The 26,209-nt window shown below is 66.0% G+C and carries 23 protein-coding genes, 1 tRNA gene and 1 pseudogene; 10 read left to right on the top strand and 15 right to left on the bottom strand.

Annotated features, from left to right (window positions below; genetic code table 11):
- Positions 1 to 85: 85 nt before the first annotated feature.
- From hflX to EP28_RS00965, 4 genes are all read right to left on the bottom strand, one after another.
- Entirely contained in the window at positions 86 to 1,447 is a 1,362-nt protein-coding gene (gene hflX / locus EP28_RS00980) for a GTPase HflX (protein ID WP_049982153.1), read from the bottom strand.
- On the bottom strand, positions 1,444 to 1,800 hold the full coding sequence (locus EP28_RS00975) for a DUF2209 family protein (RefSeq protein ID WP_080506015.1): 357 nt from the start codon (positions 1,798 to 1,800) through the stop codon (positions 1,444 to 1,446). Before EP28_RS00975 ends, hflX begins: the two co-directional genes overlap by 4 nt.
- A gap of 220 nt (positions 1,801 to 2,020) precedes the next feature.
- A complete protein-coding gene (gene moaC / locus EP28_RS00970; protein WP_049982152.1) occupies positions 2,021 to 2,554 on the bottom strand; it encodes a cyclic pyranopterin monophosphate synthase MoaC in 534 nt (177 codons plus the stop codon).
- Positions 2,547 to 4,040: a bifunctional ADP-dependent NAD(P)H-hydrate dehydratase/NAD(P)H-hydrate epimerase gene (locus EP28_RS00965; protein WP_049982151.1), complete on the bottom strand. Its 1,494-nt coding sequence runs from the start codon at positions 4,038 to 4,040 to the stop codon at positions 2,547 to 2,549. Before EP28_RS00965 ends, moaC begins: the two co-directional genes overlap by 8 nt.
- A gap of 300 nt (positions 4,041 to 4,340) precedes the next feature.
- Between EP28_RS00965 and EP28_RS00960 the strand changes: the two genes are divergently transcribed.
- Together EP28_RS00960 and EP28_RS00955 are read left to right on the top strand one after the other, a co-directional pair.
- Complete coding sequence (locus EP28_RS00960; RefSeq protein WP_049982150.1) at positions 4,341 to 5,369, top strand: glycosyltransferase; 1,029 nt, start codon at positions 4,341 to 4,343, stop codon at positions 5,367 to 5,369.
- Positions 5,370 to 7,022 carry a DUF2070 family protein gene (locus tag EP28_RS00955; protein ID WP_049982149.1) on the top strand — a complete coding sequence of 551 codons (1,653 nt, stop codon included), beginning with the start codon at positions 5,370 to 5,372 and terminating at the stop codon, positions 7,020 to 7,022. It begins immediately after the preceding gene.
- Positions 7,023 to 7,059: 37 nt separating this feature from the next.
- On the opposite strand, the gene gatE is transcribed toward EP28_RS00955, so the two are convergent.
- Both gatE and EP28_RS00945 read right to left on the bottom strand, forming a co-directional pair.
- On the bottom strand, positions 7,060 to 8,943 hold the full coding sequence (gatE, locus tag EP28_RS00950) for a Glu-tRNA(Gln) amidotransferase subunit GatE (RefSeq protein WP_049982148.1): 1,884 nt from the start codon (positions 8,941 to 8,943) through the stop codon (positions 7,060 to 7,062).
- 172 nt (positions 8,944 to 9,115) lie between these two features.
- Positions 9,116 to 9,200 (bottom strand) — tRNA-Leu (locus EP28_RS00945).
- Between the two features lie 161 nt (positions 9,201 to 9,361).
- On the opposite strand from EP28_RS00945, the gene EP28_RS00940 reads away from it, so the two are divergent.
- A complete protein-coding gene (locus EP28_RS00940; RefSeq protein WP_049982147.1) occupies positions 9,362 to 9,922 on the top strand; it encodes a DUF420 domain-containing protein in 561 nt (186 codons plus the stop codon).
- Between the two features lie 134 nt (positions 9,923 to 10,056).
- On the opposite strand, the gene EP28_RS00935 is transcribed toward EP28_RS00940, so the two are convergent.
- The 4 genes from EP28_RS00935 to rqcH form a co-directional block, all read right to left on the bottom strand.
- Positions 10,057 to 10,746: a halocyanin domain-containing protein gene (locus EP28_RS00935; protein WP_049982146.1), complete on the bottom strand. Its 690-nt coding sequence runs from the start codon at positions 10,744 to 10,746 to the stop codon at positions 10,057 to 10,059.
- 171 nt (positions 10,747 to 10,917) lie between these two features.
- Positions 10,918 to 12,417, bottom strand: a complete 1,500-nt coding sequence (gene purF / locus EP28_RS00930; protein ID WP_049982145.1) for an amidophosphoribosyltransferase — start codon at positions 12,415 to 12,417, stop codon at positions 10,918 to 10,920.
- 204 nt (positions 12,418 to 12,621) lie between these two features.
- Complete coding sequence (locus EP28_RS00925; RefSeq protein WP_049982144.1) at positions 12,622 to 13,005, bottom strand: DUF5820 family protein; 384 nt, start codon at positions 13,003 to 13,005, stop codon at positions 12,622 to 12,624.
- 66 nt (positions 13,006 to 13,071) lie between these two features.
- Entirely contained in the window at positions 13,072 to 15,243 is a 2,172-nt protein-coding gene (rqcH, locus tag EP28_RS00920) for a ribosome rescue protein RqcH (RefSeq protein WP_049982143.1), read from the bottom strand.
- Positions 15,244 to 15,455: 212 nt separating this feature from the next.
- On the opposite strand from rqcH, the gene EP28_RS00915 reads away from it, so the two are divergent.
- From EP28_RS00915 to EP28_RS00905, 3 genes are all read left to right on the top strand, one after another.
- A complete protein-coding gene (locus EP28_RS00915) occupies positions 15,456 to 16,289 on the top strand; it encodes an MBL fold metallo-hydrolase (RefSeq protein WP_049982142.1) in 834 nt (277 codons plus the stop codon).
- A 104-nt stretch (positions 16,290 to 16,393) separates the two neighbouring features.
- Positions 16,394 to 18,085 (top strand): hypothetical protein, encoded by a 1,692-nt coding sequence (locus EP28_RS00910; RefSeq protein ID WP_049982141.1) that lies wholly within the window; start codon positions 16,394 to 16,396, stop codon positions 18,083 to 18,085.
- Positions 18,086 to 18,187: 102 nt separating this feature from the next.
- A complete protein-coding gene (locus EP28_RS00905) occupies positions 18,188 to 19,093 on the top strand; it encodes a phosphoribosyltransferase HisG-related protein (RefSeq protein ID WP_049982140.1) in 906 nt (301 codons plus the stop codon).
- Positions 19,094 to 19,131: 38 nt separating this feature from the next.
- Here the strand turns inward: EP28_RS00905 and EP28_RS00900 are convergent, their stop codons facing one another.
- Genes EP28_RS00900 through EP28_RS00885 form a run of 4 tightly spaced genes read right to left on the bottom strand, consistent with a single transcriptional unit; the run spans position 19,132 to position 21,675 of the window.
- The gene (locus EP28_RS00900; RefSeq protein WP_049982139.1) at positions 19,132 to 19,932 is read right to left on the bottom strand and encodes an energy-coupling factor ABC transporter ATP-binding protein; all 801 of its coding nucleotides are present in this window, start codon (positions 19,930 to 19,932) and stop codon (positions 19,132 to 19,134) included.
- Positions 19,920 to 20,729 (bottom strand): cobalt ECF transporter T component CbiQ, encoded by an 810-nt coding sequence (gene cbiQ, locus EP28_RS00895; protein ID WP_049982138.1) that lies wholly within the window; start codon positions 20,727 to 20,729, stop codon positions 19,920 to 19,922. Before cbiQ ends, EP28_RS00900 begins: the two co-directional genes overlap by 13 nt.
- The gene (locus EP28_RS00890) at positions 20,726 to 21,022 is read right to left on the bottom strand and encodes a PDGLE domain-containing protein (protein ID WP_049982137.1); all 297 of its coding nucleotides are present in this window, start codon (positions 21,020 to 21,022) and stop codon (positions 20,726 to 20,728) included. Before EP28_RS00890 ends, cbiQ begins: the two co-directional genes overlap by 4 nt.
- Positions 21,019 to 21,675, bottom strand: a complete 657-nt coding sequence (locus tag EP28_RS00885) for an energy-coupling factor ABC transporter permease (RefSeq protein WP_049982136.1) — start codon at positions 21,673 to 21,675, stop codon at positions 21,019 to 21,021. Before EP28_RS00885 ends, EP28_RS00890 begins: the two co-directional genes overlap by 4 nt.
- A 176-nt stretch (positions 21,676 to 21,851) precedes the next feature.
- Between EP28_RS00885 and EP28_RS00880 the strand changes: the two genes are divergently transcribed.
- A complete protein-coding gene (locus EP28_RS00880; RefSeq protein ID WP_049982135.1) occupies positions 21,852 to 22,265 on the top strand; it encodes a CopG family ribbon-helix-helix protein in 414 nt (137 codons plus the stop codon).
- Positions 22,266 to 22,299: 34 nt separating this feature from the next.
- On the opposite strand, the gene EP28_RS00875 is transcribed toward EP28_RS00880, so the two are convergent.
- Complete coding sequence (locus EP28_RS00875) at positions 22,300 to 23,346, bottom strand: sensor histidine kinase (protein WP_049982134.1); 1,047 nt, start codon at positions 23,344 to 23,346, stop codon at positions 22,300 to 22,302.
- A gap of 68 nt (positions 23,347 to 23,414) precedes the next feature.
- Here EP28_RS00875 and EP28_RS00870 point away from each other — a divergent pair.
- The 3 genes and pseudogenes from EP28_RS00870 to EP28_RS00860 all read left to right on the top strand — a co-directional run.
- Positions 23,415 to 23,621, top strand: a pseudogene (locus EP28_RS00870) (hypothetical protein); the annotation flags it as partial.
- 1,018 nt (positions 23,622 to 24,639) lie between these two features.
- The gene (locus tag EP28_RS00865) at positions 24,640 to 25,017 is read left to right on the top strand and encodes a DUF5805 domain-containing protein (RefSeq protein ID WP_049982133.1); all 378 of its coding nucleotides are present in this window, start codon (positions 24,640 to 24,642) and stop codon (positions 25,015 to 25,017) included.
- Positions 25,010 to 26,044, top strand: coding sequence for a tyrosine-type recombinase/integrase (locus EP28_RS00860; RefSeq protein ID WP_049982132.1), 1,035 nt, complete (start codon positions 25,010 to 25,012; stop codon positions 26,042 to 26,044). Before EP28_RS00865 ends, EP28_RS00860 begins: the two co-directional genes overlap by 8 nt.
- The last annotated feature ends 165 nt before the right edge of the window (positions 26,045 to 26,209 follow it).

The following is a 26,209-nucleotide window of genomic DNA, read 5'->3' as shown; positions in this document are numbered from 1 at the left end:
ATCGGAGCCATGTATACTTTGTCCGAACCCCGGATCGATCGAACGCGGTCGGACCCCTCTCGCGGTTCCTTCGGCTCCGACGCGGTCACGCCGATTCGGCCGAGGCGAGCCCGGCGGCCTTCGACCGCGCTCGCGCCACGATCGACGGTTTCGCTTCGAAGTCCACCGTGACCTGATCGCTGGCGTACGTCTCGTCTTCGACGTGACCGTGGTCGTGGATCCACGAGACGAGGCTCATCGCGTCGTCCGAGACGGGGAGGACGAGCCGTTCGCGTTCCCACTCCGGGAGCTCCGCTTCGACGCGGTCGCGCAGCTCCGCGACGCCGGCTCCCGTCTTCGCCGAGACGGCGACCGGATCCGGTGCCACGCCGGAGAGCGCGGCCCGCTTGTCCGCCAACTCGCCGGGCGCGAGCCGGTCGACCTTGTTGAACACGGTGACGATCGGCGCCTCGTTGCGCTCGTACAGCGTGTCGTGGCTGGTGACGAGCTTCTCGCGCATCGCCTCCACGGACTCGCTGGCATCCACGACCAAGAGGACGAGGTCTGCGCGGTACACGGAGTCGAGGGTCGACTCGAACGACTCGACGAGCCAGTGCGGGAGATCGGCGATAAACCCCACCGTGTCGGTGAGGAGGACGTCACGCTTCTCCATCTCGGCGCGGCGCGTCGTGGTGCCGAGCGTAGTGAAGAGCATGTCCTGTGACTCCGCCGTCGTGTCGAGGTCGGGGTGGCGGTCAGCGTTCTCGTCCACGTCGATCTCGGCCGCGAGCCGCCGCATCAGCGTGGACTTGCCGGCGTTGGTGTAGCCGGCGAGCGCGACCAGATCGAACCCGGAGTCGCGTCGCTGCTCGCGGCGCGCCTGCTCTTTTTCCGCGATGGAGTCTAACTCGTCGCGGATCTCCGATATCTGGCGTTTGATATCGCGTTCGACGCTCTCGTCGTACTCGCCGAGCCCCATGAACCCCGGCCGCTCGTCGCGTTTCGCGAGGCTCGCTTTCGCCTCCGCGCGCGGCAGCTCGTACCGCAACTGCGCGAGTTCGACCTGTAGCTGGGCCTTCCGCGTGTTGGCGCGCTGGCCGAAGATCTCGAGGATGAGGGTGAACCGATCTATCACCTCGACGCCCTCCGGAAGCTCCCCGCCGATGTTGAACGTCTGGTACGGACCCACGTCGTTGTCGAGTATGACCGCGTCGGCGTCGGTACGGAGAACCCGGTCGCGCAGCTCCGCGACCTTCCCCTCGCCGAACATGAAGGCGGCGTCCTCAGTGCGGGTCTGTGACAGCTCGTCGACGACCTCGTAGCCGGCCGCGGCGGCGAGCTGGCTGATCTCCGTCAGGTCGGCGTCGCCGGCGTCGACGCGCTTCGCGACGACCGCGCGGCGCTCGTTCGTGGCGTTATCCCCCTCGACGCGTTCTCCCCCGGCGTTCCCCTCGGCTCTCCCTGTCATAACAGGAGGTCGCGAGCGGCGTACGCGGCGTGGTGTGCTGCCTGCACGGTTTCGCGTTCGCCTATGCTCTCGACGTATTTAAACTCGGGTCGAAAGCTCAGGCCGATCCGTTCGGCTGGCTCCTCGTAGAACTCGCCGCCCTCCGCGACCACGGGTCCGTCCGGCGGTTCCGGCAGGTCGCCGACGGCCTCGGCCGTGAGCGCGACCGTCGCCTCGAGCGTCGGTCCCTCCCGGGCGGCCGCGAATCCCATCCCTTCGACGGAGCGGATCCGAGCCGAATCGATCCGCGCGTGGACCGCGGCCGCCACCATCAGGTACTCGCCGCCCTCCTCGTGACGACCGCTGATGTCCACGCCGACGACCTCAGGGAGGGGCGGCCGTCACCTCGGTTCCCGTGGCGCGCGACGCGGAGCCGCGAACGTCAGTGTGGTCGGGAGGCATGCCCATACCGCGGCGTTGGTCGGCCGCCGAATTGAACGTTTCCGTCGATCTGCCGTCCGACATTTCCGGCCTCCGCGGCGTCTCCGGCGTCTCCGATACCCGGCTCGCCTCCTGCACTCGACCGCGTTCGGCTCACTCGTCGAGCCGCCGCTTCGCTTTGTCGAGCACTTCTACGCCCGAGATACGGGTGTCGGGGTACTGGCCGTCGGCGTCTTTCTCCGCCGCCTTCACCATGTCCCAGACGACGTTGAGTCCGGTCGTGACTCCCTCTAACGCCTCCATCTCGCAGCCCGTCTTCCCCGTCGTCTCGACGGCGACGGTCAACTCGATCCGGTCGTCGCCGACGGCGAAGTCGGTGTCGACGTTCGTGATCGGGATCTGGTGACACATCGGGATCGTCTCCCATGTGTGTTTGACCGCCTGCACCGCGCCGATTCGGGCGGTCGCTAACACGTCGCCTTTTCCGACCTCGTCAGCCTTGACGGCCGCGACGGTCGAGGGCGTCAGCCGTATCTCGCCGCGTGCGACTGCTCGCCGGCTCGTGTCCGGCTTCGCGCCCACGTCGACCATCCGGACCTCGCCGGAGTCGGTCGTGTGCGTCAGCTCGGCGGCGGCCGGTGTCCCCTCGCCCGTTTCCTCGCCGGGTGCCTCGGTGTCTTCAGGCATCACGCATCGCCTCGGGGAGCCGGTCGAGTAAGTCCGTCGCCACGAGCCCGTATCCGACCTCGTCGGCGACGAGGTCGCCGGCGGTCCCGGTGACGTACGCCCCGGCGGCCGCCGCATCGAACGCGTCGGTCTGCGCGGCGAGCGCGCCCACCGCCCCGGCGAGCACGTCGCCGGTCCCGCCGACGGTCATCCCGGGGTTGCCGGTCCGGTTCAGTCGCACGTCGTCGCCGTCGGTTATCACGTCGTACGCGCCCTTCACGAGCAACGTGTGACCGATCTCGGTCGCGAACGACCGCGCGAGGTCGCCCCGTTCGTCGGGGTCGTCGGCGGTCTCGCCGCCCATTCCGACCAACTCGCCCTGATGGGGCGTACAGATCAGGTCGGCGTCCGTGTCGACCTCCGGGACCACGCGGAGCGCGTCGGCGTCGACGACCGCCCGGCCGTCGTACTCGTCGAGGAACCCGCGGACAAAGTCGGCGGTTCCGTCGCCGTCCCCCAGGCCCGGGCCGAGCACGACGACGTCGTTTTCGGCGGCCATATCTCGAACGCGGTCGAGGTGGTTCGGCCCGATCCGGTCGCCCGGCAGGTCGCGAACGATCAGGTCGGCCGAGAACCCCTGTATCTCGCGCGCGACGGTCTCGGGACAGGCGACGCGGACGAGGTCGGCACCGGCTCGGAGCGCCGCCCGAGCGGTGAGCGACGGCGCGCCGGTGTACGGACCGCCGCCGACGACGAGCACCTCGCCGTTGTCGCCCTTGTGTGAGGCCGGATCGCGGCCGATCCCGAACAGGTCGCCGGGGCCGGTGAACCGCTCCGCGGCCGCGGGTATCCCGATGTCCGCGACGGTCACCGCGGCGTCGACCGCGTCGAGTCCGGGCTTTCTGTCGTGGAAGGTGACGACGCGGTCGGCCTCGACCGCGACGGCGTCGTCGGCCTCGGTCGGGCCGCCAGCGCCGGTCCCGGCCGGATCGCCCGTGTCGGCCGCGCCGGTCGGGTCACCCGTGTCGGCGTCGATGCCGGACGGGACGTCGACGGCGACGACGGTCGCGTCGCTCGCGTTGATCGAGCGCGCCGCGCTTCGCTCCGGTTCGCGGAGCGCTCCCGTCACCCCCGATCCGAGCATCGCGTCGACGACCACGTCGGGGTCGCCGAGCGCGAGGTCGGTCGAGTCGGTCACCGTCTCGGCCGGGATCTCGCACTCGGCGAGCGCCGCCCAGTTCTCCCGGGCGATGTCGGTCCGGATCGACTCCGGCCGACCGAGCAGGGCGACCGTGACGTCGTACGCCGAGAGGAACCGCGCGGCGACGAACGCGTCGCCGCCGTTGTTGCCGCGTCCGCAGCACAGCACGACGGTTGCGCCGGGGTCTGCGACGGCTCGCACCTCTCGCGCGACCGCGTTTCCCGACGACTCCATGAGTTGCTTCCGGGGGACGCCGAGTGCGGCCGCGTTGGCGTCGACTGCCGCCATCCGGTCGGTCGTGATCATGCGTCGGAATTCGCGCGACGAGTGATAAGGATGGGGCACCGCGGGAGCCGAACGCAGTACGTTACCGGACGACACATCGACCTTGGGCACGTCGTCTCTGAATGAAAATCTTGATGCGGATCGGAGGGGAAGCGCCCATCGAGAAGCCGTGCCTTCCGACACACGCCCCGCCATCCCGCCCCGGTTCCGATCCGTTCCGCCGCGGAGCGGTAGCGCTCTCCGCCGAGCGGTGCGTGTGGCCGCCTCGGCGGCCGCCGAGAGACACCTCCAGCGGACCGACGTTCGCAGACGGATCTTCGCATGAATATCGGATTCTTCACCGACAGCTACTTCCCCGGCATCGACGGCGTCACCTACACGATCAGCGCGTGGCGCGATCGGCTCCGGGACCGCGGACACGAGGTGTCCGTCGTCTATCCCGAGAGCAGCCACGAGCCCGATGATCAGGAGTTCCCCGTCCACTCGCTGCCGAACCCGTTTTACGAGCAGTATCGTGTGCCGACCTACCGGCGACTCTCCACGCTGCCCGACTTCGACGTGGTCCACTGCCACGGCCCCGCGGCGACGGGACTGATGGGGGCCTGGTACGCCAAGCGACGCGGCGTGAAGTCGGTCTACACGCACCACACCCCGGTCGAGGACTACTTCGTCCAAGGGCTCAGATCGGAGCGGCTCGCGCACGCCGCCGGGCGGCTGTACGTCGCATACGAGAACCGACTACTCCGGTCGTTCGACTGCGTGACCGCCTCCACCGACCGGATACGCCGCGACGTGACCCCCCGGAAGCTCCCGGTGGGCATCGAGATGGACACGTTCCGCCCGACCGATCCGCTGTTCGAGTCCGACGACCCCGTGGTCGGCTACAGCGGTCGGCTCACGCGAAAGAAACACGTCGACGAGATCCTCCGCCTCGCGGAGCGGCGGTCCGACCTCCGATTTGAACTCGTCGGAGAGGGGCCGGTCCGGGAGTCGCTCGAACGCGCGGCCCCGCAGAACGTGCGGGTCCGAGATTTTCTGCCGCGAGAGGATCTCCCGGCGTTTTACGCCGCACTCGATGTCTTCGTCACGGCTTCGACCTGCGACACGCTCGGTCTCTCGACGCTCGAAGCCAACGCCTGCGGCACCCCGGTCGCGGCCGCGGACGTGTCGCCGTTCGACGAGACGATCGGCCGCGACAACGGCGCGCGGTTCGCCCACGGCGACCTCGACGACATGGAGCGAGCGGTGGACGACTGTCTCGACCGCGACCGTCCGACGCGCGACGCCGTCGAGCGGTTCTCCATCGAGCGGACGATAGACGATCTCGAAGCGATCTACGGGGTGACGTAGATGGGCGCAGACAACGTCGACATCTTCCAGCGGTTGGTGTTCAGCGTCCCCTCCCTGTCGGTGCAGATCCCGGCGCTCGCGGGACTCAGCCTCGTGTACGGCGCGATCGCCTTCGCCGCCGTCTCGGCGTTCACTCCGCTCGATCCCGCGCCCGCCGGCGTGCTTCCGGTCGCAGTCCTGCTGTTTTTGCTTCCGTTCGCGTTCGCCGCCGAGCTGTTCCCCCGGGTGTTATCGCAGTACCCGCGGACGTGGAGCTATTTTCTGGCGCTCACGAGCCAGTTCGTCATGTTCGTCTATGCCTTGGTGCTCTCCGGGGCGAACGACATCGGGAACGCGTGGAGTATCATCTGGCTGTGTTTCATCACGCTGTACCTGCTCAACATCTTGGTGCTCGTGATCTCGACGGGCATCGACCGCTACAAGCGGATCCTCCTCGTCTCGCTCGCCGAGCCCGCCGCACTCATTGCCGCCTTCTACGCGATCGGTGGGGGCGGAGACCTCGGTTTTTCGACGTACCGACACGTATTCGCGTTCGCGTCGCTACTCATCGCGGCGGTCTTCTTAGTGTTCGTGCTGCTCGTCGTCGACTACCTGATCCGGAGCAACACCGACGTGTCGGCGTTCGAACTCACCTCCGGAATCTTACGGAACGACCGTTCCTCGCTCGATCTCGGCGTCGAGGCCCGGCCCGACGTCGAGACGCTCGTCATCGATAACGGCGACCGACTCAGGCTGGTCGCGCCGTGGGTGCATCCGGGGCCGCTCGGCGGCTTCGGAGGCGGCCAGCTCAGCAGTAATGTGATCGACGCGCTGAACGAGGACGACGAGAGCGGCTTCTTCGTGCACGTCCCGTGTACGCACAAAGAGGACCTCTCGAACCCGGAGGACGCGGCGAAGATCTTAGACGCCGTCCGCGAGCCGACGGGCGTCGCGCGGGCGTCTCGGCTCGTCCACGAGGACTACGGCGAGATCGAGTTCCACGGTCGCCGCATCGGTGACAAACAGGTGATATACCTCCACGGTGAGGGGATAGACGACTACGACACCGGCGTCTTCATGCGGGACGTCGACACCGAGGAGGTGCTCCTCGTAGACCTGCACAAACACGACCTCCAAGACGGCCCCGAAAAGGAGGTGTTGTACGGATCCGCGGAGGCCGACCGCCTGAAGACGCACTTCGACGACTTCCGCTCCCGGCTCTCCGAAGAGCCAGTCCACAAGTACGCCGCCGGCTTCGAGGTCGTCCGGTCGGCCCAAGACGTGGTGGCGATAGTCGAGCGCGTCGACGGCGAGTCGGTCCTGCTCATGGGGATAGACACCAACGGGATCACCCCGGACGTGCGGGCGTTGGCGGCCGAGTACGAGGCGGAGTTCGACGCTGTGCTCGTCTTCTCGACCGACACGCACGCCTCCATCCACGAACTCGCGAACATGACCCGGTCGGACGTCGAGGCGCTTGAAGGAGCGATCGAGCGCGCGACCGCGGACGTGGCTCCCGCGACGGTCGGGCTCGCCAGCCAGCGGACTCGCCCGCTCAAGCTTCTCAAGACCGACTACAACGGACTGGTGTTCAGCGTCAACATCCTCATTCGGCTGACGATAATCGCGCTGTTCATCCTCTACGTGGCGCTCGTGTTGTGGCTGTTCTTCTGACGAGGCAGGAACCGTCACAGTCCCCTCGCGGAGCGCGTTACGACCGCTTGCCGATCTCCTCGCGGAGCACGTCAGAGACCACTTCGCCGTCCGCCTTGCCGCGCAGCGCACCCATCGCCTCGCCCATTAGTCCGGAGAACGCGGCCATCCCCTCCTCGTCGATCTGATCGGCGTTACGATCGACGACCTCGACGACCGCCTCTCGCACCTCCGCCTCGCTCACGCCGGAGAGGCCGGCCTCCTCGACGGCTTCTGCGGCCGACAGTTCGGGACTCTCCGCGAGCGTCGCGAGCACCTCGGGAACGCCCTCCTTCGCGAGATCGCCGTCCTCGACGAGTTCGAAGACCGCGAGGAAGTGCTCGTCGGTGAGATTCTCGACCGGCGCGCCGTCGCGTCGTATCTCCGTCGTCGTCGACTCCAGCGTCGACGCGGCGAAGGTGGGGTCGACACCGCGCTCGACCGCCGTCTCGAAAAGCGGGAAGCGTTGTCCGAACGCGACCTGCTCTGCGAGCCCCGCGTCGAGGCCGAACTCCTCCGTGTACCGGTCCGCCTTCTCGTCGAGGAGTTCCGGACGGTCGACCACGGTCGGGTCGGGTTCGACCGGCGGGACGTCCGTCTCCGGATACATCCGCGCGGCCCCGGGAAGCGGTCTGAGGTACCGCGTCGTCCCGTCTTCGTTCGCGCCGCGGGTTTCCTCCGGCACGTCCTCGATGGCGGTCGCGGCGCGGTCGGCCGCCGCCTCGATCGCGAGGTCGGCGGTCTCGGGGTCGGCCGCGACGATGGCGACCGCGTCCGTCTCCCCCGCGCCCATCGCCTCCCGCAGCGCTTCGACCTCCGTCTCGGTCACGCCGTAGGCCGGAAGCTCGTCGGTGTGGAAGATCCCGCCGGCACCGTGGCGCTTCGCGTGGTCCGACAGTTCGGTCCCGAGCCGCCGGTCGTCCTGAATCTCGCGCCCGACGAGCCCGTCGAATCCGAACAGGGGGACCGCGGTCACCTTCCCACCGGAATCGAGCGCGCCGCGGATCACGCCCGACTCCGTGTCGGCGAAGACGTCGGTCACGTCGCGGACGTCGCCGACACTCGCGTCGCGCTCGCGGAGTTCGTCGCGAATCGCGAGCAGCTCGGCCTGTCGGCCCACTTCGCCGCGGACGATGTCTTCGATCCCGGCCAGATCCTGAACGCCTTTCACCTCGACGCGCGCGCCCTCGGCGATGGAGACGTTGACGTCCTGCCGGATCGTTCCGAGGCCGCGCTTGACCGCTCCCGTGGATCGGAGGAGCATCCCGATGCGCGCCGCGGCCTCGCGGGCACCCTCGGGGCTCCGGATATCCGGTCCCGTCCCGATCTCGACGAGGGGAACGCCCAAGCGATCCAGCGAGTAGACGACACCGTCGTCGGTCTCTTCGACCCGCTTTGCGGATTCCTCTTCCAACATGAGGTCGGCGATGGAGACTGTTCCTTCGCTCGTCTCGATCTCGCCGTGCTGTCCGAGCAGGATCGACCGCTGGAAGCCGGACGTGTTCGACCCGTCGATGACGAGCTTTCGCATCACGTGGGCCTGATCGACGACGCTCACGTCGAGGAGGTCGGCGATCTGCAGCGCCACGGAGAGGGCCTCGCTATCGACGCGGCGGGGCGGTTCGTCGTCCTCCTCGACGAGACAAGTGGTGTCGTACGCGAGGTAGGTGAACTCCCTGTCGACGCGGCTCTCCTCTACTGCGGCGTCGTCGAGTTCGCCCAGCTCGCTCTTCGTCGGGTGGAGTCGCCGGGTGATCTCCCGGCCCGACTCCGCCGGGTCGCGCTCGGTCGTCGGGGAGTCACAGAACAGCTTGGTCGCCGTGTCGAGCTGCTGGTGGATCTCCAAGCCGGCGACGAGCCCCAGTTCCTCGTAGTCGTACGCGGGGGTCGCGTCCTCGCTCATTACGCGTTCATCCGACGGCGCGCGACTAAAAGGGTGGCAGTTCGCGCGAGCGGCGACGGATCGGGATCAGGCGTCGCCGCCGCTCGTCGGGCAGCGGTCGAAAGGAATTGTGCGTGGGTGCTGTCGTAGAGACAACACCGTGCATCGGTGTGGCGGGTGTGCCGCCGAGCGATGCGTGGGACCGGATTTGAACCGGCGGACCTCTACAGGACAGCGCCCTCAACGCTGCGCCGTTGGCCTGGCTTGGCTACCCACGCTCGCGTTGTTCTGTCGCGTTTCCCCGTACCCTTCCCCCGATTAAAAGCCCTTCCATTCGGCAGTGCCGTGCCGGGGAGTCGCAGAGCCCGGCGCGGACCAAGACACCGCGATCCGCGCTCGAACCGGCACGCGTTTTTGCGTCGCGTCCGTGCCAGTGACTATGTCCGAGTGGGCCCGCGAGAACGTTCCGACCCTGACCGCCCTCTTATCGACCGTCGCGCTCGCGCTCGTGTTCGGGGCCGTGGGCGGCGCGATCCCGAGTTCGCTTCTCCCGCGCGCGAGCGACCCCGTACTCGCCGCGATCCCGCACGTCAACGCCGCGATCTCCGCGACCGCGATCGGCACCATCGCGCTCGGGTGGCGGGCCATCTCCCGCGGGAACGTCGCCCGCCACCGGGCGCTCATGCTGACCTCGCTCGCGCTGTTCGCGACGTTCCTCGCCGCGTACCTCTACCGACTGATCCACGTTGGCACCGCCTCCTTTCCCGGACCCGAACCTGTCTACACGTACGTCTACCTCCCGTTTCTCGCCATTCACATCCTGCTCGCAATCGTCTGCGTCCCGTTCGTGTTCTACGCGCTGCTTCTGGCCGCGACCAGACCGTACGAAGAGCTGTATCACACGCGTCACGCCCAAGCGGGGTTCGTCGCCGCCGTCCTCTGGCTCGTCTCCTTCGCGATGGGGATCGGCGTGTACCTGATGCTGTATCACGCCTTTTGAGGCGCTCGGTGCCGGTTCCGACGTGTCGCCCCACCGCCCGCACCGTCCGCACCGTCCGCGTGACGATCACTTGAGCCGAACCGCCGATCGTACGCACGGCCGAGACCACGCCCGATGATCCGCCGTTAGGCCGCCTACTCTTCGTCGGTCGCCATTTTGTGGGCCGCGTAGAACAGCGGTACGAGAAGCGCCCCAGCGAACCCGAGCCCGAGCGCGAGCGCGCCGATGTCACTCGCGGTGAGGTCGCGGCCGCCGTCGGATCCGTCACCGCTTTCGTCCTCCTCGCCGCCGTCTTCGTTACTGCCACCGGCGGACCCGTCACCGCCGTCGCTCCCCTCGCCGGGAGTCACGAGATCGTCGTCGACGGACCCGACCGCGACTGCGCCCTTCATCCCGACCGCCTCGTGGGGGACACAGAGGTAGTTGAACGTGTCCCCCTCCGAGACGTCCTCGAAGGTGTGCTCGAACGTGTACCCCTCCTCGTTGACCGGCTCCCCGCTGTCGAACGTCTCGTCGTCCGCGACGACGTTGTGTGCGCCGCCCTGACCGGACCACTCCCAAACGACGGTCGTTCCGGGATCGATGAGGATGGCGGCCGGACCGAACACGAGGCCGTTGCCCGCGCCAACCGTCACGGTCACCTCGTCTTGCCCCCTGTAGTCGTGTGTCCCGTCGTAGTTCGGAACGTCGTCCAGCCAGCCGTCGTACTGGGCCGCCACGGTCCCGGAGCCGGCTGTGACGCCGACCGCGACGGCGGCACCGGCCGCGCCGGTTCGAAACAGACCGCGGCGGCTCATCGTCGTGTCGTCGTCGATAGCGTTCATACACTCACATCCAGTCGTGTACGTATGTAACTTCCCGATACGTCCCATGGGGCCGGACCCGAGTCACCGGGAGCGATCGGGTCACCGGGAGCGATCGGATCACCCGGAGCGAGAGAGGTGAGACGGTCCCTCGTTCGTCGGTCGACGCGTGAGGCCGGTCGGCTTCCGATATCAGTCGTCGGCCGGCGTCAGGTCGGACGTGACGTCTCCGATCGGTCGATCGGTCGCTTCACCCTCGACGTCGTACGGATACTCGCCGGTGACACAGCCGAGACAGAGGTCGGCCCGGCTCTCGCCGAGCGCCTCGGAGACGGCGTCCACGGAGAGGTACGACAGCGAGTCGGCTCCGACCGCGTCGCGGATCTCTTCGGTGGAGGCGTCGGCGGCGATCAGTTCGTCGCGCGTCGCCATGTCGATCCCGAAGTAGCAGGGCGCGACGATCGCCGGCGCGCCGATCCGCAGATGGACCTCCTCGGCTCCCGCCTCGCGGACGAGGTCGACGAGCTGCGTCGATGTCGTCCCGCGAACGATCGAATCGTCGATGATGGTGACCGATTTCCCCTCGACGGTCGATTTGATCGGATTGAGCTTCAACCGCACCGCGCGCTCGCGCTCGTCTTGCGTCGGCATGATGAACGTCCGGCCGACGTAGCGGTTCTTCATCAGCCCCTCCGCAAACTCGATGCCGCCGTCTCCCTCGGGCCGGGGATCGCCGTCGGCCGTGGTCTCGCCCGCGGCGTCGGCGTAGCCGGAGGCGAACGCGCGCCCGGAGTCGGGCACCGGCATCACCACGTCGGATTCGACGCCCGACTCCTCCCAGAGCTTCCGCCCCAACTTCCGGCGGACCTCGTACACGAGGTTCTCGTCTATCACCGAGTCGGGACGCGCGAAGTAGACGTGTTCGAAAAAGCAGTGTGCGGTCGAGTCGCGCTCGACGAGCTGATACGTGTCGTACCCGCTTCCGTCGGGCTCTAACACGACGAGTTCACCGGGACGAACGTCCCGGATCAGCTCGCCGTCGAGAGTGTCGATGGCGGCTGATTCGCTCGCGAGCACGTAGCCGTCGTCGACCTCGCCGATACAGAGCGGTCGGTTCCCGAGGGGATCGCGCACGCCGAGAACGGTGTCGTCGTGAGTGATTGTGAGCGAGTACGAGCCGTGGATCCGGTTCATCGTGTGTTTGACCGCGCGCACGAGATCCTCTTCTAAGAGGTTGCGCGCGAGGTCGTGAGCTATCACCTCCGTGTCGCCGTCGGAGGTGAACGCGTGGCCGGCGGCCGCTAACTCCTCGCGGACCTCGTCGGCGTTCACCAGGTTCCCGTTGTGCGAGAGCCCGAGCGACCCGGACTTGAACGAGACCGAAAAAGGCTGTGCACAGCTCTTGTCGAGGCTACCGGCAGTCGGGTAGCGTACGTGACCGATGCCGGTCCCGCCGGAGAGCGACGCCAGATCCCCCTCGTCGAACGCGTCGCCGACGAGTCCCCGCTCGACGTGACTGTGCTGTTGGAACCCGTCGTGCGTGACGATGCCCGCGGACTCCTGTCCGCGGTGCTGGAGCGCGTACAGCGCGTAGTACAGCGGCCGCGCGGCCTCTCGGTCCGCGAGCGAGACGCCGACGACGCCGCACTTCTCTCGCGGCTCGTCGGAGGTGTAGTCCCCACCGGCGTTCATACAGGCACTCGTGGGTCGGGAGTCGATAAAAACCCTCGTGTTCGTGGCGTTCGTGGCCCGCTTTTCGGGCGTCGATATCCAACTTCATGGATCGATTCCGCGACGGCGGCGGATCGCCGGCGCGGTCGACGAGGCTCGGACGCTCCGTCGCGACACCGCGCTCGCTCGACCGGGTGTCGACGCCGTCGGCTCTCGCGGTCTGAGTCAGTCGCCGCCGACGAGGTCGTCAAGCCGATCGAAGTACGCCTCTCGCGGTACCTGGTAGGCGTCCCGGTAGTCCACGTCGCCGGCGGCGAACCGGGCCGCGATCTCGACCGCGGCGTCCGCTCCCGTCTCGCGCGTCTCGCGCGTCTCGGACGCCAGTTCGATCTCGGGTTCGGCGAAGAGCACGACGTGCCACTCGTCGGTCGCGTACTGCCCAGACCCGGGACGGGCGGTCCGCGCGCCGTTCGTCAGGTAGATCGTCGGGAGGCACTCGGCCGGGAGGTCGTCGCCATCGAACACGTCGGGACGGTAGACGAGGATGGCCCGGCCGCTCGGCTCCTCGTTCCACACCCGCCAGCCGTCGGGCAGCGCCGCGAAGCTCATGCCCGTGTTCGGGCTCGGAGCCTTGAAAGAGTCGCGCTCGCGCGTGATGCTGAAACCGCCAGCTGCTTACTCCACGATGTCGGACCCGCCCGGCGGCAGGAACTCCTGTAACTGGTCCGCGCTCGCCACCTTCCGCACGAACGACTGATCCGCGAACCGGTCTTTCAGCCGACGGTAGACCATCATAGCCGCATCGTTTTGGGCGTACATCCCCGGCTCCAGCGTGACGTGCGACGCCGCCCGCTCGGTGATCGCCGACGGCGGCCCGCCGATGGCGCGGGTGACCGGCTCGCACTGGACGCCGACGGCGACCCGGCAGGGCACGTCCTCGAAGTACGTTCGGTCGCCGCGGATCACGAAGCTCCCCTTCTCGATGTATTCGCCGCTCTCTGGGGTCTTCGACACCTGATCGGGCTTGACCATGTAGGCGTCGCCCGCGCCGCGGCCGTCCTTCCAGTCCGAGGAGTACGACACCGCGAACTGCGCGGCCTCCCGCAGGGTCTCCTCGGAGAAGTCGACCGGATCCGCGGATTCCGAGGGTCCGGCCGCCTTCAGCAGCGTCACGGGCCCCCCGTGCGCCTGCGTGTGGAAGAAGCGGTCGTGGTTTCCCATGTACTTTTTCACCAGCTCCTCGTTCTGGTCAGCGTTGCGCCCGCCGATGACGAGGTATCCCGTCGAGGTGTGGAACCAGCGGAACCGCTCGTACCAGTCGTCGGGACTCCGGATCGGGATCGACGACCGCGAGAGCCAGTCCGTCTCGTACTCCTCTCCGTCCTCGTCGTCTGCGTCGCTGTCGTCGGCCGGCTCGCTTTCCTCCCACTCCGCCTTGCGCCGCTTGACGGCCTCCAGTTCCTCCCGGGTCGACTCGATAGCCGCCATCGCGCCCTCCTTTTTCCCCTCTATCCGCTTCGCCTCCCGATACAGCTGATCGGCGTTGACCTCGACACCCGCGTCCGCGTCGAGTTCGATCTCGGTCGCCGTTCCGTCCTCGCCGTCGAGTTCGACCGTCACGGTCCCCTCGCTCCCGTCGACGCCGACGACGGCCTCCGCGGCGGGAATCCCGCGCTCTGCGGCGGCGGCGAGGGTATCCGCGATCTCGTCCCACGGCACGTCGTCCGCGCGCGCGTCCCGAACGGTCGAGAGAACCTCGTCGACGAGGTCGTAGTTGGCGTAGAGGAGTTCGGCGCGCTCGCGCTCGCGTTCGGCCTGTTCTTCGAACCCCTCGATCGCCCCCTCCTGCTGTTCGATGATCCGCTCCTGTTTCGCGATCTCTTCTTCGAAGTCCGGGCGCGACGGGCTCGCGTCCGCGGGGGCGGCGTCGTCGCCGGTCTCGTCCTGCCGTTCGAGCCGGTAAAAGTACTCGTCGACCGCGGCGTTAAACGAGTCGAAGCCGACGCTCGGGAGTCCCTCGTGTTCCGCGAGCGGGAACGGCGTGACGTCGACCACGCGGGTTTCGGGCTCGCCCTCGTCGCCCGATCCGCCGTCGACCACCTCCTCGTACATACGCGGGTCGACGTCTCCGGAGCGGAGTCGGTCTGCGAGGTCCGCGAGCGCGTCGTGGAGCGCGCGGAGCTGGTCGTCCGTCACCTCGGCGATCGGCGTTTCCTTGTCAATACCGGCGCGGGTGCACACCTCCTCGGCGTACAGGCCGCCGAGGTTGAGCTGCGTCGCCAGCGTCCGCACCACGTCGCTGTCGGACTCGCGCATGTGCCGTTCGAACCCGCCGAAGCTCACGTCGAGCGGGTTCAACCGCGAGGCGGGGTACTCGTACTGGGTTCCGGGCGCGACCGTTCGGGACTTGAGCCGGACCGTCTCCAGCGCCCCGACGACCGCGCCGGTCTCGTCGAGCGCGGCGACGTTGCCCTGACCGAACAGCTCGGCGACGAGCGTCGTGTTCTCGTCGTCGCGCTCGAACTCGAAGGTGAGGATGCGGTCGAACTCGTACTGCTCGACGCCGACGAAGTCGGCCCCCGACAGCCGGTTTCGGAGCATCTTCGCGAAGTTCGGCGGGCGACCGGGGGCGTCCGCGACGTGGTCGGCGTCCGCGACGTGCGCGCGCTTCACGTCGCCCACCTCGATCATGAGTTCGACCCGACCGCGGTCGAAATCGCGGAGCTTCAAGCGAACGAGGTCCTCGTCGTAGCGGTACGCCTTATCGACCTTCGCGCCCTCGTACCGGTTGAGTTCGGTGACGAGCGCGCGGAGGTCGATGCTCGACAGCTCCCGCTTCGGGTCCATACACGTCGAACAGGCGGACCGGAAAAAGGCGTGTCGTTGTCGGGACGCGCTCGGCGGTTCGGAACGCACCGTCCGACGGGTGCAGTGGTCGATTCTATATTGCGATATGAGATATATCTGTGCGGTCGCGATCAGTATTATGTCGTCTCTCGACAGACAGATTTGTCGCGAACTCCGCAACGGTTACCACACGCGCACCCGCACGATCGGCCATGACCGATTCCGACTGGGGCGACTGGCTGCCGCGAGCGGTGGCAGACGCCGACCCCGACACCGTAGCACTGTGGTATCTGGGCTGTAATGGGTTCGCGATCAAGGGGCGTGACGGGACCGTCCTCTGGATCGACCCGTACGTCGGAACCGGGGATCCGCCGCGAACCGTGCGGATGATCCCGGTGCCGTTCGATCCCGCCGACGTCGACGTCGCGGACGCGGTGCTGGCGACTCACGAGCACACAGACCACGTCCACGGGCCGTCGCAAGCGCCGATCCTCTCGACCACGGACGCGGATCTCATCGCGCCCGACGACTCGATCGCGGTCGCCCGTGAAGAGGAGTGCTGGACGGACGAGTGGGACGTCGACGAGGACGCATTCACCGAAGTCACAGAAGGCGACGAAGCGAAGATTGGCGAGTTCACCGTCCACGTCGTCGAAACGCAGGACGCGGACGCGACGCATCCCGTCGGCTACGTGATCGAACACGACGCCGGCACCCTGTTCCACGCCGGCGACAGCAAGCCGTCCGACTCCTTTTCCGACCTCTCGAACCGGTTCGACATCGACCTCGGTATCCTCGCGTTCGGGTCTGTGGGGACCGTTCCGGACAAAGAGACCGGCGAACCTGTTCGGACGAAGTGGTACAGCGACGAGAACCAGATCGCGCAGGCCGCGAACGACCTCGAACTCGACCGACTCGTCCCGACGCACTGGGACATGTGGAAAGGGCTCACCGCCGATCCCACGGCGCTTCACGAACACGTCCGGAGCTTCGAGCACCCAAACCAGCTTGAGATAGTCGAGATCGGCGACAGGATCGATCTGTGAGGCGACCGGTCGATCGTCCGAGGCCCGCCGGCGCTCGGCCTCGGTGTTATCACGACCGACACCCAGCCCGTGGAATTTAAGCCCCTGCTCCGGGACGGAGTCGTATGAGCGAACCCGACAGCGGGCGTACCGTCGACGAGGACGGCGTCCGCGTCGAGAAGTCTTTCACCGAAGACGCGTTCCCCGTGCCGGCGGTGAGGTACGACCTCTCCTCCGACCGCGAGGACGCCGTACGGGTGCGTATCGTCGACCAGATACCGGAGTCGTTTCCGATGGACCGGATCGGGTTCCACCCCGATTACGAGAGCGACAACTGGACCGCGTACAAAGACCACCGCGTCGAGTTCGAGCGCGTGTTAGAGCCGGGAGACGCGGTCGAGACGGTGTTCGGAATCCGCGACGATGACCCCGACCTCGACGGGTTCCTTGAGACGCCGGTGATCGAACACGTTCCCGTCGGCGAGGAGATCGAGGACGTGCTCGGCGCGGGCGACACCGACGCCGTGAGAGAGGTTCTGGCCGGCGACCGGACGACGTTACCCGGGATGGAAGAGGCGACCGAGAGCGACCCGGAGACGGACGACACCGGCGACGTGGGACCGACTGGCGAGGGCGACACGGTGGAGCCGATCGACACCGACACCACAGACGCCACAGATGCCACAGACGCGGCACTCGCGGAGGCCGAACTCGACGTGACCGACCACGGGTCCGAAGAATCCGCGGAAAGCGACTCACCCGTGCCGCGGACGGTCGGAGACGGCCGCACGGCCGCGGTCACGCCCCGCGACGACGCGAGCGAGGCTCCGGACGAGCCGGAGGAGACGACACCGACGGACGCGGAGCACGAACCCGCGGTGCCCGACCTCGAAGACGAACCCGAACCGGACGACGGAGCGACGACGTCGGACGAGGTGCCTGACCTCGACCACGGGTCCGAACCGGATAACGGAGCGGCGACGGCGGACGAACACCGGCCAAGCGTGGACGTCGAGGGCGGTGTCGCCGCCGCACTCGCCGCTGAGATCCGGTCGGGCGAGGCCGATCCCGAGGACATTCGGACGATAGAGTCCGAGTTCGACGACGGCGTACCGCGCAGCGTCGACGTTCGGATCGGCCGGCTGCAGTCGAGCGTCGCCGACATCGAGGCGTACGCCGACGCGCTCGCGGAGTTCATCGACGGCGAGGGGACCGCGCGCGAGATACTCGAAGACCTGAACGACCAGATCGACGCGGTGGAGTCGACGGTGTCGACGCTCGACGACCGGGCGGACGACGCCGAGACGGCCCGGACCGAACTGCGAGACGACCTCTCTCGCGTCGACGACACGGTCGACGACGTGGCGGACGACGTCTCCGCGGTCGACGGACGCGTCGACGGGATCGAATCGTCCGTCGAGTCCGTCGAGGCGTCCGTCGAATCCGTCGAAGCGTCGGTCGAGGCCGCGACGACGGACATCGCTCGGATCGACGAGGAGACGGACGGGATCGCCGACGACGTTGCGGGCCTCACTGACGACGTGGAGGCGGTGTCCGCCGGGCTCGACGCCGTCGAATCCGACGTGGACGCCACGGACGACCGCGTCGACGACGTGGAATCACGGCTCGGCCGGTTCGACGAGGAGTTCGACGACCTCTGGGACGATCTCGCGGAGGTCGACACCCGACTGACCGAGGTCGAAGACCGACTCGGCGACGATCTCGACGACATCGAGGCCGAGCTCGACGCGATAGACGACCACCTCGAAGAGCTCGAAGCGTTCAGAAAGCGTCTCAACGAGGCGTTCGGTCCGTAAGCGGGGCGGAGACGGACGGACCATACGCCGACGGATCGACTCGCTCGCGACCGTCGGAACCAAAACGCAATCCGTTTTACCCGCGGCGACGCACCTCCGGCAATGAGCGACCCGGTTCCGGTCGCGGTTCCTCGAAAGGGGCGACCGCTCGAAGCGGTCCTCGAACGGATCGCCCACGTCGGTGACGACGATCGGCTCGACCGCCTCGCGGACCGTGTCAGCAACACGCTCCGATACGAGAAGTCGATCACGAAGGGGCGAACCGCCGCCGACGACGGCCCGTACGAGCGGCTGGCGGACTACTCGCATCCCGGCGAGCCGAATAGCCCCGAGTTCACGCTGATGCGCGACGACCGCGACGGAAAGCCGCGCCGGATCGTCTTCGACGCAGCGACGGTCGACCTCGGCGACACCCGCATGAAGCTGGTCGGCCGCGAGGAGCCGTTCCGTGCCCTCCGGACGCACGAGTTCGCGTTGGGATTCGACTCGGCTGACCTCGTGTTAGAGGAGGTCGTCGGGATCGAATCCGACGGACTGGGAACCATCGCTGACGTCAACCAGCGGATCGACCCAGTGGACACCGACGTCCGCGTCGTCAACGGTCTCGGCGATACGGTGTATCACACCCTCATGGGACACCCGTCGGAACTCGATCTCGGAACCGACCTCGACCGCAAGTTCCTCACGTCTTACACCGGGCCGCTCTGCATCTCGCCGCGGTACGAGCGGCTGGTCACGGCGGTGTTGGGGACCGACGCACTGGACGGAGTCGAGTTCGTGTATCCGGACCCCGACGAAGAGGAAGAAGCCGCCGTCGCGCGGACGGGACTCGGCGTGTACCTCACGGTGACGGGCTCTACCGCCCGCGACCACGGGCTCGTCGTCGGCGAGCACCTCTTCCCCAGCGAAACAGTGCTAATGCGGAACACCGCCGAGAGCGACGCCAGCGTCGACCGCGCGGCAGATGTCGTCGCCGTCGACGAGGCGGCGTCGGACATTCGAGTCTGAGAGCGTCGATCAGCGGCTTGGCGGAGGGGAGACAGCCCCTACTCCTGTTCGTCGACGAGGCGTCGCCGCGCAGCCGCGGTGGTCAACGGTATCTCGTCCGCGTCGAGAAGCCCCTCGAACAGTCGCACGGTCGCGGGCGGTCGGAGGCCGTTCTCCCGCAATCGGTCACTATCCGTCAAGATCGCTCTCGCGGACGCGTCCGCGGCTATCGATCCCGCCTGTCCCACGACGATCACGCGATCGGCGAACTCGGCTGCGAGATCCAGCGACGGCGTGAACACCACCACGGTCCCCTCGTGGTCTTCCATCAGTTCGCGGACGCGCTCGCGGTAGTGAGCGTCGACGGCCCCGAACGGCTCGTCGAGGAGGAGCACGTCCGGGTCGAAGGCGAGGACGCTCGCCATCGCAGCGCGCTGTTTTTCGCCTCCCGAGAGCCGAAACGGCGGCCGGTCAAGCAGGTCGGTCAGTCCCAGGTCGGCCGCAAGCCGAGCGATCCGCTCGTCTGCCGCCTGCCGCGACATTCCGAGCTGTGCCGGCCCGTATTCGAGGTCTTCGCGAACGGTCGCGTTGAACAGGTAGTCGTCGGGATCTTGTAACAACACGCCGAGTCTGTCCCTGACGCGTTCGGCGTCCGTCGTCTGACCGAAGTACCGAACCGCCCCCGCTGACGGATCGACGAGTCCGCCGAGCGCGAGCTGTAGCGTGCTCTTTCCCGACCCGTTCGCGCCGACGACCGCGACCCGTTCGCCGGAGTCGATCGAGAGCGTCACGTCTCGGAGCGCCGTCGTTCCGTCCGGGTACTCGTGTGTCACCGCGCGCGCGTCGATCACGGACCCCATCGGATCACCCCGGCGGCGACGACCGCGGCGGCCGAACAGAGAACGAGCGCGTAACCATACCAATCGACGGCCTGCCGGCGGCCGTACGGCGACGGGGGACGAGCACCGCCGCGGGCTCGCATTCCGCGGCCGACGCACTCGCCGCGGTCGAGCGTTCGCAACAGGAACGTCCCAGCGATCCGGCTCGCGTCGCGCCAGCCGCCGGAGAGCCCTCTCCCGGTCGTTCGACTGTTCCGCGCGAGGACCAACCGCTGTAGTTCGTCGAAGAACAAGAACAGGTACCGGTAGGTGATGGCGATAACCCACACGAGCGCGACGGGGACGCGGAGTCGGCGCATGGCGGCGATAACGGACGAAAACGGCGTCGTCAACACGACGAGAGATAAGAGTGCGACGCCGACGCCGACGCGGAGCGTGAAGGCGACGACATACGCGACGCCGGCGTCTGTGATCGTGACGCCGACCGCCTGCACGAGCGCGTTTCCGGGAATCAACGCCGCCTGCGGCAGAACGGCGAACGCGGACACGAGCGGGACGACGGCGGATCGAGCGAGGAGACGACGGATCGGAACGGCAGATATCTTCGCCAGCACGACCGTCACGACGCCGAACGCGAACGTCACCGCGACCGTTCGCGTGATCAGTACCGCGAGCGCGAGGCCGGCAAGCGAACACAGCGACACTCGCGGGTCGCGCCGCTGGAGAAACCCGTCGCTCGCGGCGACCCGTTCGGCCGCGAAGACCGCCCGGAGCGCCCCCGTGATCGACGCGAGCGAGCGACCAAAGACGCCGGTCACCGTTCTAGCAGCGTCCCGGTACAGAGCGCGAGCACGAGCGTAAGCACCGTCCCGACGAGTGCCGACACGAGCGTTCCCGCCGGTGCACCGAGACCCGGTACTGAGTAATTCGGGAACAGCCCGGAGGCGGCGGAGTTCGCTTCGTCGGCCGCGCCGGTGACCTCCGCGGCGTGTTCGAGCGGTTCAGCGTATCCGACGACGCCCGACGCCCACCCGAACACGGGCGAAAGAACGACGAGGACGACGAGGACGGCGAGCCCAGGCCTCCGCCACGAGCCGCTTGGCGCGTTCAAAGGCCCACCTCTGGCGAGACCCTCTCGTCGGCGGTCCGTCCGAGGACGAGGTCCGGTCGAGCATCCGCGACGTAGCCGTACACGGTGGCCGTGATCGCGCCTTCAATGATTCCCAACAGCGCGTGTCCGCCCGCCATGATCGGCACGGTCACGCCGAGTTCGTACGCGAACGCCGAAGAAGCCCCGACCCCCGCCCCGACCGCGAGCGCGCTCGCCGTAACCGCAACCCAGCCAGCGACGAAGGCGGCACCCGTCTCGTGGACGCCCTTGAGCCCGCGGAAGACCGCGTAACCGACGAGAACGTCGACGACGGCCAGCGCGAAGAGGTTCGCGCCGAGCGCGATGAGTCCCCCGTCGCCGAACACGAGGGCCTGGATCGTCACAACGGCGGTCATCGCAAGGATGCCGAGAGCGGGACCGAGGAGGATACCGGCGAACGCACCACCGACGAAGTGAGCGCTCGTACCACCCGGAATCGGCCAGTTCAACATCTGTGCGGCGAACAGTCCCGCGGCGACGACGCCGAGAAGCGGTGTCCGCTCGTCGCCGAGTTCGCGGCGGGCACGCCTCACGGCGATGCCGATGGCGATGCCGGAGCCGACCCAGAAGAGACCCGCGACCAGCGGATCGAGGAAGCCATCCGGGATGTGCATGCGTACGTCTACCCATCTCCAACCGGTGATAATACTTTTCCTCTCAATCGTAATACTGTATCAGGATGTCCAGACGAGACGCAGCCGACCATTTCGACGAATGATCGATTCGTTGAGAACGAGACTACGAGCGCCGGCACCGGGTTACTATTAGACTGCCGGAACACAACGCCATCATGGGCGAAGACGTCGACCGGATGAGCGTCACACTGCCGCCGAGCCTCCTTGGGGAACTCGACGACGTCGTCGACACCGGCGAGTACGACAGCCGATCGGAAGCGACGAGAGACGCACTGCGAGCATTTATCACGGAGTTCAATCGGCACCGGAACCTCGCCGGGAGCCGCCGCGGAACGGTGGTCGTACTCTACGATCACCACCACGGCGGCGTGACGGACGCGATGACCGATCTCCAACACGAGTTCACGGAGACGATCATCGCGGTGCACCACGTCCACCTCAGCGGCGACCTATGTCTTGAGTCTATCGCGGTCGACGGAACAGGCGAGCGAATCGAGGAACTTCTGTCCAGAATCCGCCCGCTGAAGGGCGTTCATCGAGTCGCGCTCACCGTGGTCGACGCCGACTGAAGATCTCCACACCGTCCGGACCCACCTAGCGGAGTCAGTCGGACCGGGGGAGTTCGACGACGAAGACCGTACCAGTGGGTTCGTTGTCCTCCACCCAGACCTCGCCACCGTACTGCGTGACGAGCGTATACACGAGGTAGAGTCCGATCCCCGTTCCCTCGCTTCCGAGCCCTCGTTCGCCCTTCCCGAAGATGACCTCTTTGTGCTTGTCGGGGATACCGGGACCGTTGTCGGCGATCCGGACCGTGACCGTCTCCTCAGAGACCGCACACGAAACGTCGACACGCGGCGTGTCCGCGTCGTTGTGTTGGACGGCGTTGTTGAGGAGATTCTGAAAGACCGAGTTGAGCATACTGTCCGCCAGTACCTCGACGTCACTCGGTGTGCTCGCTATCGTGAACTCGGCTTCCGGAAACGACTCTTCGCGGAGCGACACCTCTGTTTCGAGCACCGAACAGATCCGAACGGGCTCGGTCTGAATCTCGTCTTCCGAGACGACCGTCTGTACGTAGTCACGCACATTTTCCGTCAGTTCGACGACGTGCTCACCGCTGCTTGAGATCTTCCGTAGGTACTCGCTGCCCTCGTCGTCGACGTGTTTTTCGAGCATCTCCGCCCACCCGAGCATGACCGCCATATCGTTGCGAATGTCGTGACGGACGATCCGATTGAGCAGTTCGAGCTCCTGCTCACGGTTCTTCTGGTCGGTGATATCGGTCGATATCCCGGCGACTTCACTGACCGCTCCCTCGTCGTCTCGCAGGATGACCTGCCGGTTGAGTGTCCACCGCACTGATCCGTCGAGACGGACGACCCGCCCCTCGTACGTGACATCACGGAGATCATGGGTTGATTCCTCGATGTTCGCGCGAACGCGGTCCCGGTCGTCGGGGTGGATCGTCTCGTACAGTTCGTTCACGTCGTCTATGACTTTCTCGGGGGGAATCCCCCAGATGTCCTCGAATCCGTCGCTGATGTAGTCGAACTCGCCGGGCTCCGTCGCCGCCCAGAGCGCAACGCCGTCGAGTTCGTCGAACAGCGTTCGGAAGTCGCGACGCTGGCTGAGCGGAGAAGATTCCATACTGATACTACGCCACATAGCGGAAATATACTATCGGTACGTTCTCTCTTCGTGGTAAATTGACTTGAAGAGACCGAGATCCCGTCGAACACAAAGCGACGTACTGGGCGATGACCGACGACACAGAGCGGTTCGACGGATACAGCGGGTACGAACGAGCGACCGCCCTGTTCAACCAGCGACTCGGTACAGAGGACGAGGAATCCACGGGCGGGAACACGAAACAGCACTTCTCGAGTACCTCGGTAGCCACTCCACACTCTGTAAGCGCTTAGAGTTGGGGACGGTGCCCGATCAATCGAGACTGTGGCGCAGCTGAAACGAGCGCTTCATGCGAGATCTCCGCGAGACGGTCGAAAGCGGCTCGAACGATTCATCAAGGCCAGGTTCGTTTGTATAGCACTATACAATATACTTGGCGTGTGTGCCACAAATAGTGCTGTGTGAGCAGCGACCGAAACAGCGGTGTAAAAAAGACCCAGACGCGAACAGGCCCAACGCGATCTGGACACACCCGAACGGTCGCCTTGTATCGCGGTTAGTAGATCTTCACTCGTCACTCAATCTCCGACCTCTCGTTTTCAGATATTGTTCTGGTTTCCAATTCGTCGGATGAATTGGCTCTGATCACGAGACGAACCGACAGTCTAGGCGAGTAGAATCACTTAGAAGATCCGCCACGCTGACTGATCGTGCGTGTATCTGTCGCCATCGAAATAAGCCGAACAACGGCGTATACGGTCAGAAATAGAACGATACGGGTAGTGAGACAGACACCAGCGAGAGCGTTTCTCGTTGTCCTTCTACCGCCCGTTTCCCGGACAGCCACCCTACACAGCACGCTCAGATGAGTACGTCGAGGTTGCAGAACACATATCTATTAACCAATAATATGTCGGATCATTCAGATTATTTTGAAGACGGAGAGAGACAGCGATGCGCGACGCTCACATCGATCGAGCGCATCTTGAGTCCCACAAGCGAGTTGTCGTACTTTCCAGTGCGACGCACGATTCATTCGCGCCAGCGATCGGGCTGTCTGTGGAGACACGCCGTCCGGCGACCATCTCCGGTCACGCTGGCTCCGGCTGACAAACATACAAACATATGACATAGTATTTTGCAGCAGTAATATATCCTATAATCTAGGAACAGTTTGCTGCGCTTATAGTTCTATAATTCAATATAACTAGTTATCCCCGTCATCTAGAAGGTACTACAACCACAGATAAAGTCACTTATCCTGAATTATGGGGTAAATTGAAGGTACCGGCCGCAAAACGGTACATCGAGATGAGTGATCGCCGTTCAGTGAAAACGTACGTGCCCGCCGAGCAGAAAGATCGGTGGCAGACTCACGCGAACGAGCTGGACATGTCGCAAAGCGAGTTCGTCAGAACGATGGTACAGGCCGGGAGACGTGGATTTTCTCTCTCGGAACCGTCGAGCACCGAGGAGACCGCTTCCACGGACGAAACCCCCGGGAGTCACGACCTCGAAACAGAGGTGGAACGGGTTCTTGCTGACGGACCGCAGTCGTGGGACGAACTCGTCGACGCGCTGCGCGGCGACTTCGAAGATCGCTTAGAGGACGCACTCGACGAGTTGCAGGATCGGAACCGCATCAAATACAACGGCCGGCGAGGGGGATACGCGCTCGTCGATGAGTAGCACGCGTGCCCCCGCCGATATCGACGATCCGGTTGAGTATTTCATCGAAGATCTGACCTATCACGGGAAGACGTCGAGGACGCGCGAGTCGTACGAGCGCGTGCTCCGGCAGTTCGAGGCGTTTCTCGACGAGACGTCCACCCCCGAGACGGCCACGCACCGCGACTGTATGGCGTTCATTCACTCGCTCCGAGGTGAACTCGCCGACAGCACGGTAGCGACGTACGCGGCGTATCTGCACCGATTCTACGGGTATATGACCGAGGTCGGCGCGTTCGACGGCAATCCGATGACGCTTGTCGTCGAAGAGATGGACGAAACGATCGACACGGACCCGGCCCGCCGGGACATTTCGATTCCCGCGATGCGAACGTTCGTCTCCGGCATCACCCATCCGCTTCACCGCGCTCTCGTCGTGACGCTCTTGAAGACCGGGATGCGGGTCGGTGAGTGCTGTAACCTCGATCTCCGCGACGTCGCGATCGACGACGACGAGCTGAACGAGGCGTACGATCTCGGAACCAGACCGGTACTCGCCGGTCGGCCGAATTCGGTGTACGTGACGCCTGATGCGACCGTTGGCGAAACGTTGAACGACGAGGTCCGCTCGGCATCGAACAAGCGTAAGCGCAGTACCGTGATCCCCGTTGACGACGAGTTGGCGCGAGTTCTCAAAGCGTGGCTCGCGATCCGACCGGACTGCCCCTCGTCGGCCGATCCGCTCTTTGTCGGCACCGCAGAGGGATGGGGGTCGCGACTCGACCCCCAGGCGGTGCGGCACATCGTCGAACGATACGCCCGAGATGCCGGGTGGTATCGAACCGGCGGCGGGGCCACTGAAAACGTCACTCCACACTACTTTCGACACTTCTTCACCACGCACCTCCGGGACCGAACCGGCGACCGGGGAGTGGTCAAGTACCTCCGCGGTGACGTCGCCGACGACATAATCGACACGTACACGCACGATTGGGGGAACCAAGTTCGCGAGACGTACGAGAGAAATATGTATTCGCTACTCGAGTGAACTCGGGACGTACCGACGAATTTCGACTGGCTGGGTGGTCAGAATTCTGGTCAGCCCGGATCAAATAAACCGTATTTCGCGATATTAACTTTTGATACTTGGAAGTTGAGACTATAGCGGGTTTAGCGGGGCTATGATGCGTGGTTCCGACTGAATTGATGAGTG

It is taken from the genome of Halorubrum sp. BV1 (genome assembly GCF_000746205.1).
Lineage (GTDB): Archaea > Halobacteriota > Halobacteria > Halobacteriales > Haloferacaceae > Halorubrum.
This window is presented reverse-complemented; position numbering and strand designations above follow the sequence as displayed.

Bases quoted from the DNA above. Each gene is read 5' to 3' on its own strand.
- EP28_RS00875 (WP_049982134.1), bottom strand. From the start codon at position 23,346: ATGGAATCTTCTCCGCTCAGCCAGCGTCGCGACTTCCGAACGCTGTTC.
- rqcH (WP_049982143.1), bottom strand. From the start codon at position 15,243: ATGGACCCGAAGCGGGAGCTGTCGAGCATCGACCTCCGCGCGCTCGTC.
- EP28_RS00955 (WP_049982149.1), top strand. From the start codon at position 5,370: ATGGGCGCAGACAACGTCGACATCTTCCAGCGGTTGGTGTTCAGCGTC.
- EP28_RS00965 (WP_049982151.1), bottom strand. From the start codon at position 4,040: ATGATCACGACCGACCGGATGGCGGCAGTCGACGCCAACGCGGCCGCA.
- EP28_RS00865 (WP_049982133.1), top strand. From the start codon at position 24,640: ATGAGTGATCGCCGTTCAGTGAAAACGTACGTGCCCGCCGAGCAGAAA.
- gatE (WP_049982148.1), bottom strand. From the start codon at position 8,943: ATGAGCGAGGACGCGACCCCCGCGTACGACTACGAGGAACTGGGGCTC.
- hflX (WP_049982153.1), bottom strand. From the start codon at position 1,447: ATGACAGGGAGAGCCGAGGGGAACGCCGGGGGAGAACGCGTCGAGGGG.
- EP28_RS00910 (WP_049982141.1), top strand. From the start codon at position 16,394: ATGAGCGAACCCGACAGCGGGCGTACCGTCGACGAGGACGGCGTCCGC.
- EP28_RS00885 (WP_049982136.1), bottom strand. From the start codon at position 21,675: ATGCACATCCCGGATGGCTTCCTCGATCCGCTGGTCGCGGGTCTCTTC.
- EP28_RS00905 (WP_049982140.1), top strand. From the start codon at position 18,188: ATGAGCGACCCGGTTCCGGTCGCGGTTCCTCGAAAGGGGCGACCGCTC.
- EP28_RS00915 (WP_049982142.1), top strand. From the start codon at position 15,456: ATGACCGATTCCGACTGGGGCGACTGGCTGCCGCGAGCGGTGGCAGAC.
- purF (WP_049982145.1), bottom strand. From the start codon at position 12,417: ATGAACGCCGGTGGGGACTACACCTCCGACGAGCCGCGAGAGAAGTGC.
- EP28_RS00960 (WP_049982150.1), top strand. From the start codon at position 4,341: ATGAATATCGGATTCTTCACCGACAGCTACTTCCCCGGCATCGACGGC.
- EP28_RS00900 (WP_049982139.1), bottom strand. From the start codon at position 19,932: ATGGGGTCCGTGATCGACGCGCGCGCGGTGACACACGAGTACCCGGAC.
- moaC (WP_049982152.1), bottom strand. From the start codon at position 2,554: ATGCCTGAAGACACCGAGGCACCCGGCGAGGAAACGGGCGAGGGGACA.
- EP28_RS00925 (WP_049982144.1), bottom strand. From the start codon at position 13,005: ATGAGCTTCGCGGCGCTGCCCGACGGCTGGCGGGTGTGGAACGAGGAG.
- EP28_RS00935 (WP_049982146.1), bottom strand. From the start codon at position 10,746: ATGAACGCTATCGACGACGACACGACGATGAGCCGCCGCGGTCTGTTT.
- EP28_RS00940 (WP_049982147.1), top strand. From the start codon at position 9,362: ATGTCCGAGTGGGCCCGCGAGAACGTTCCGACCCTGACCGCCCTCTTA.
- EP28_RS00880 (WP_049982135.1), top strand. From the start codon at position 21,852: ATGGGCGAAGACGTCGACCGGATGAGCGTCACACTGCCGCCGAGCCTC.
- EP28_RS00860 (WP_049982132.1), top strand. From the start codon at position 25,010: ATGAGTAGCACGCGTGCCCCCGCCGATATCGACGATCCGGTTGAGTAT.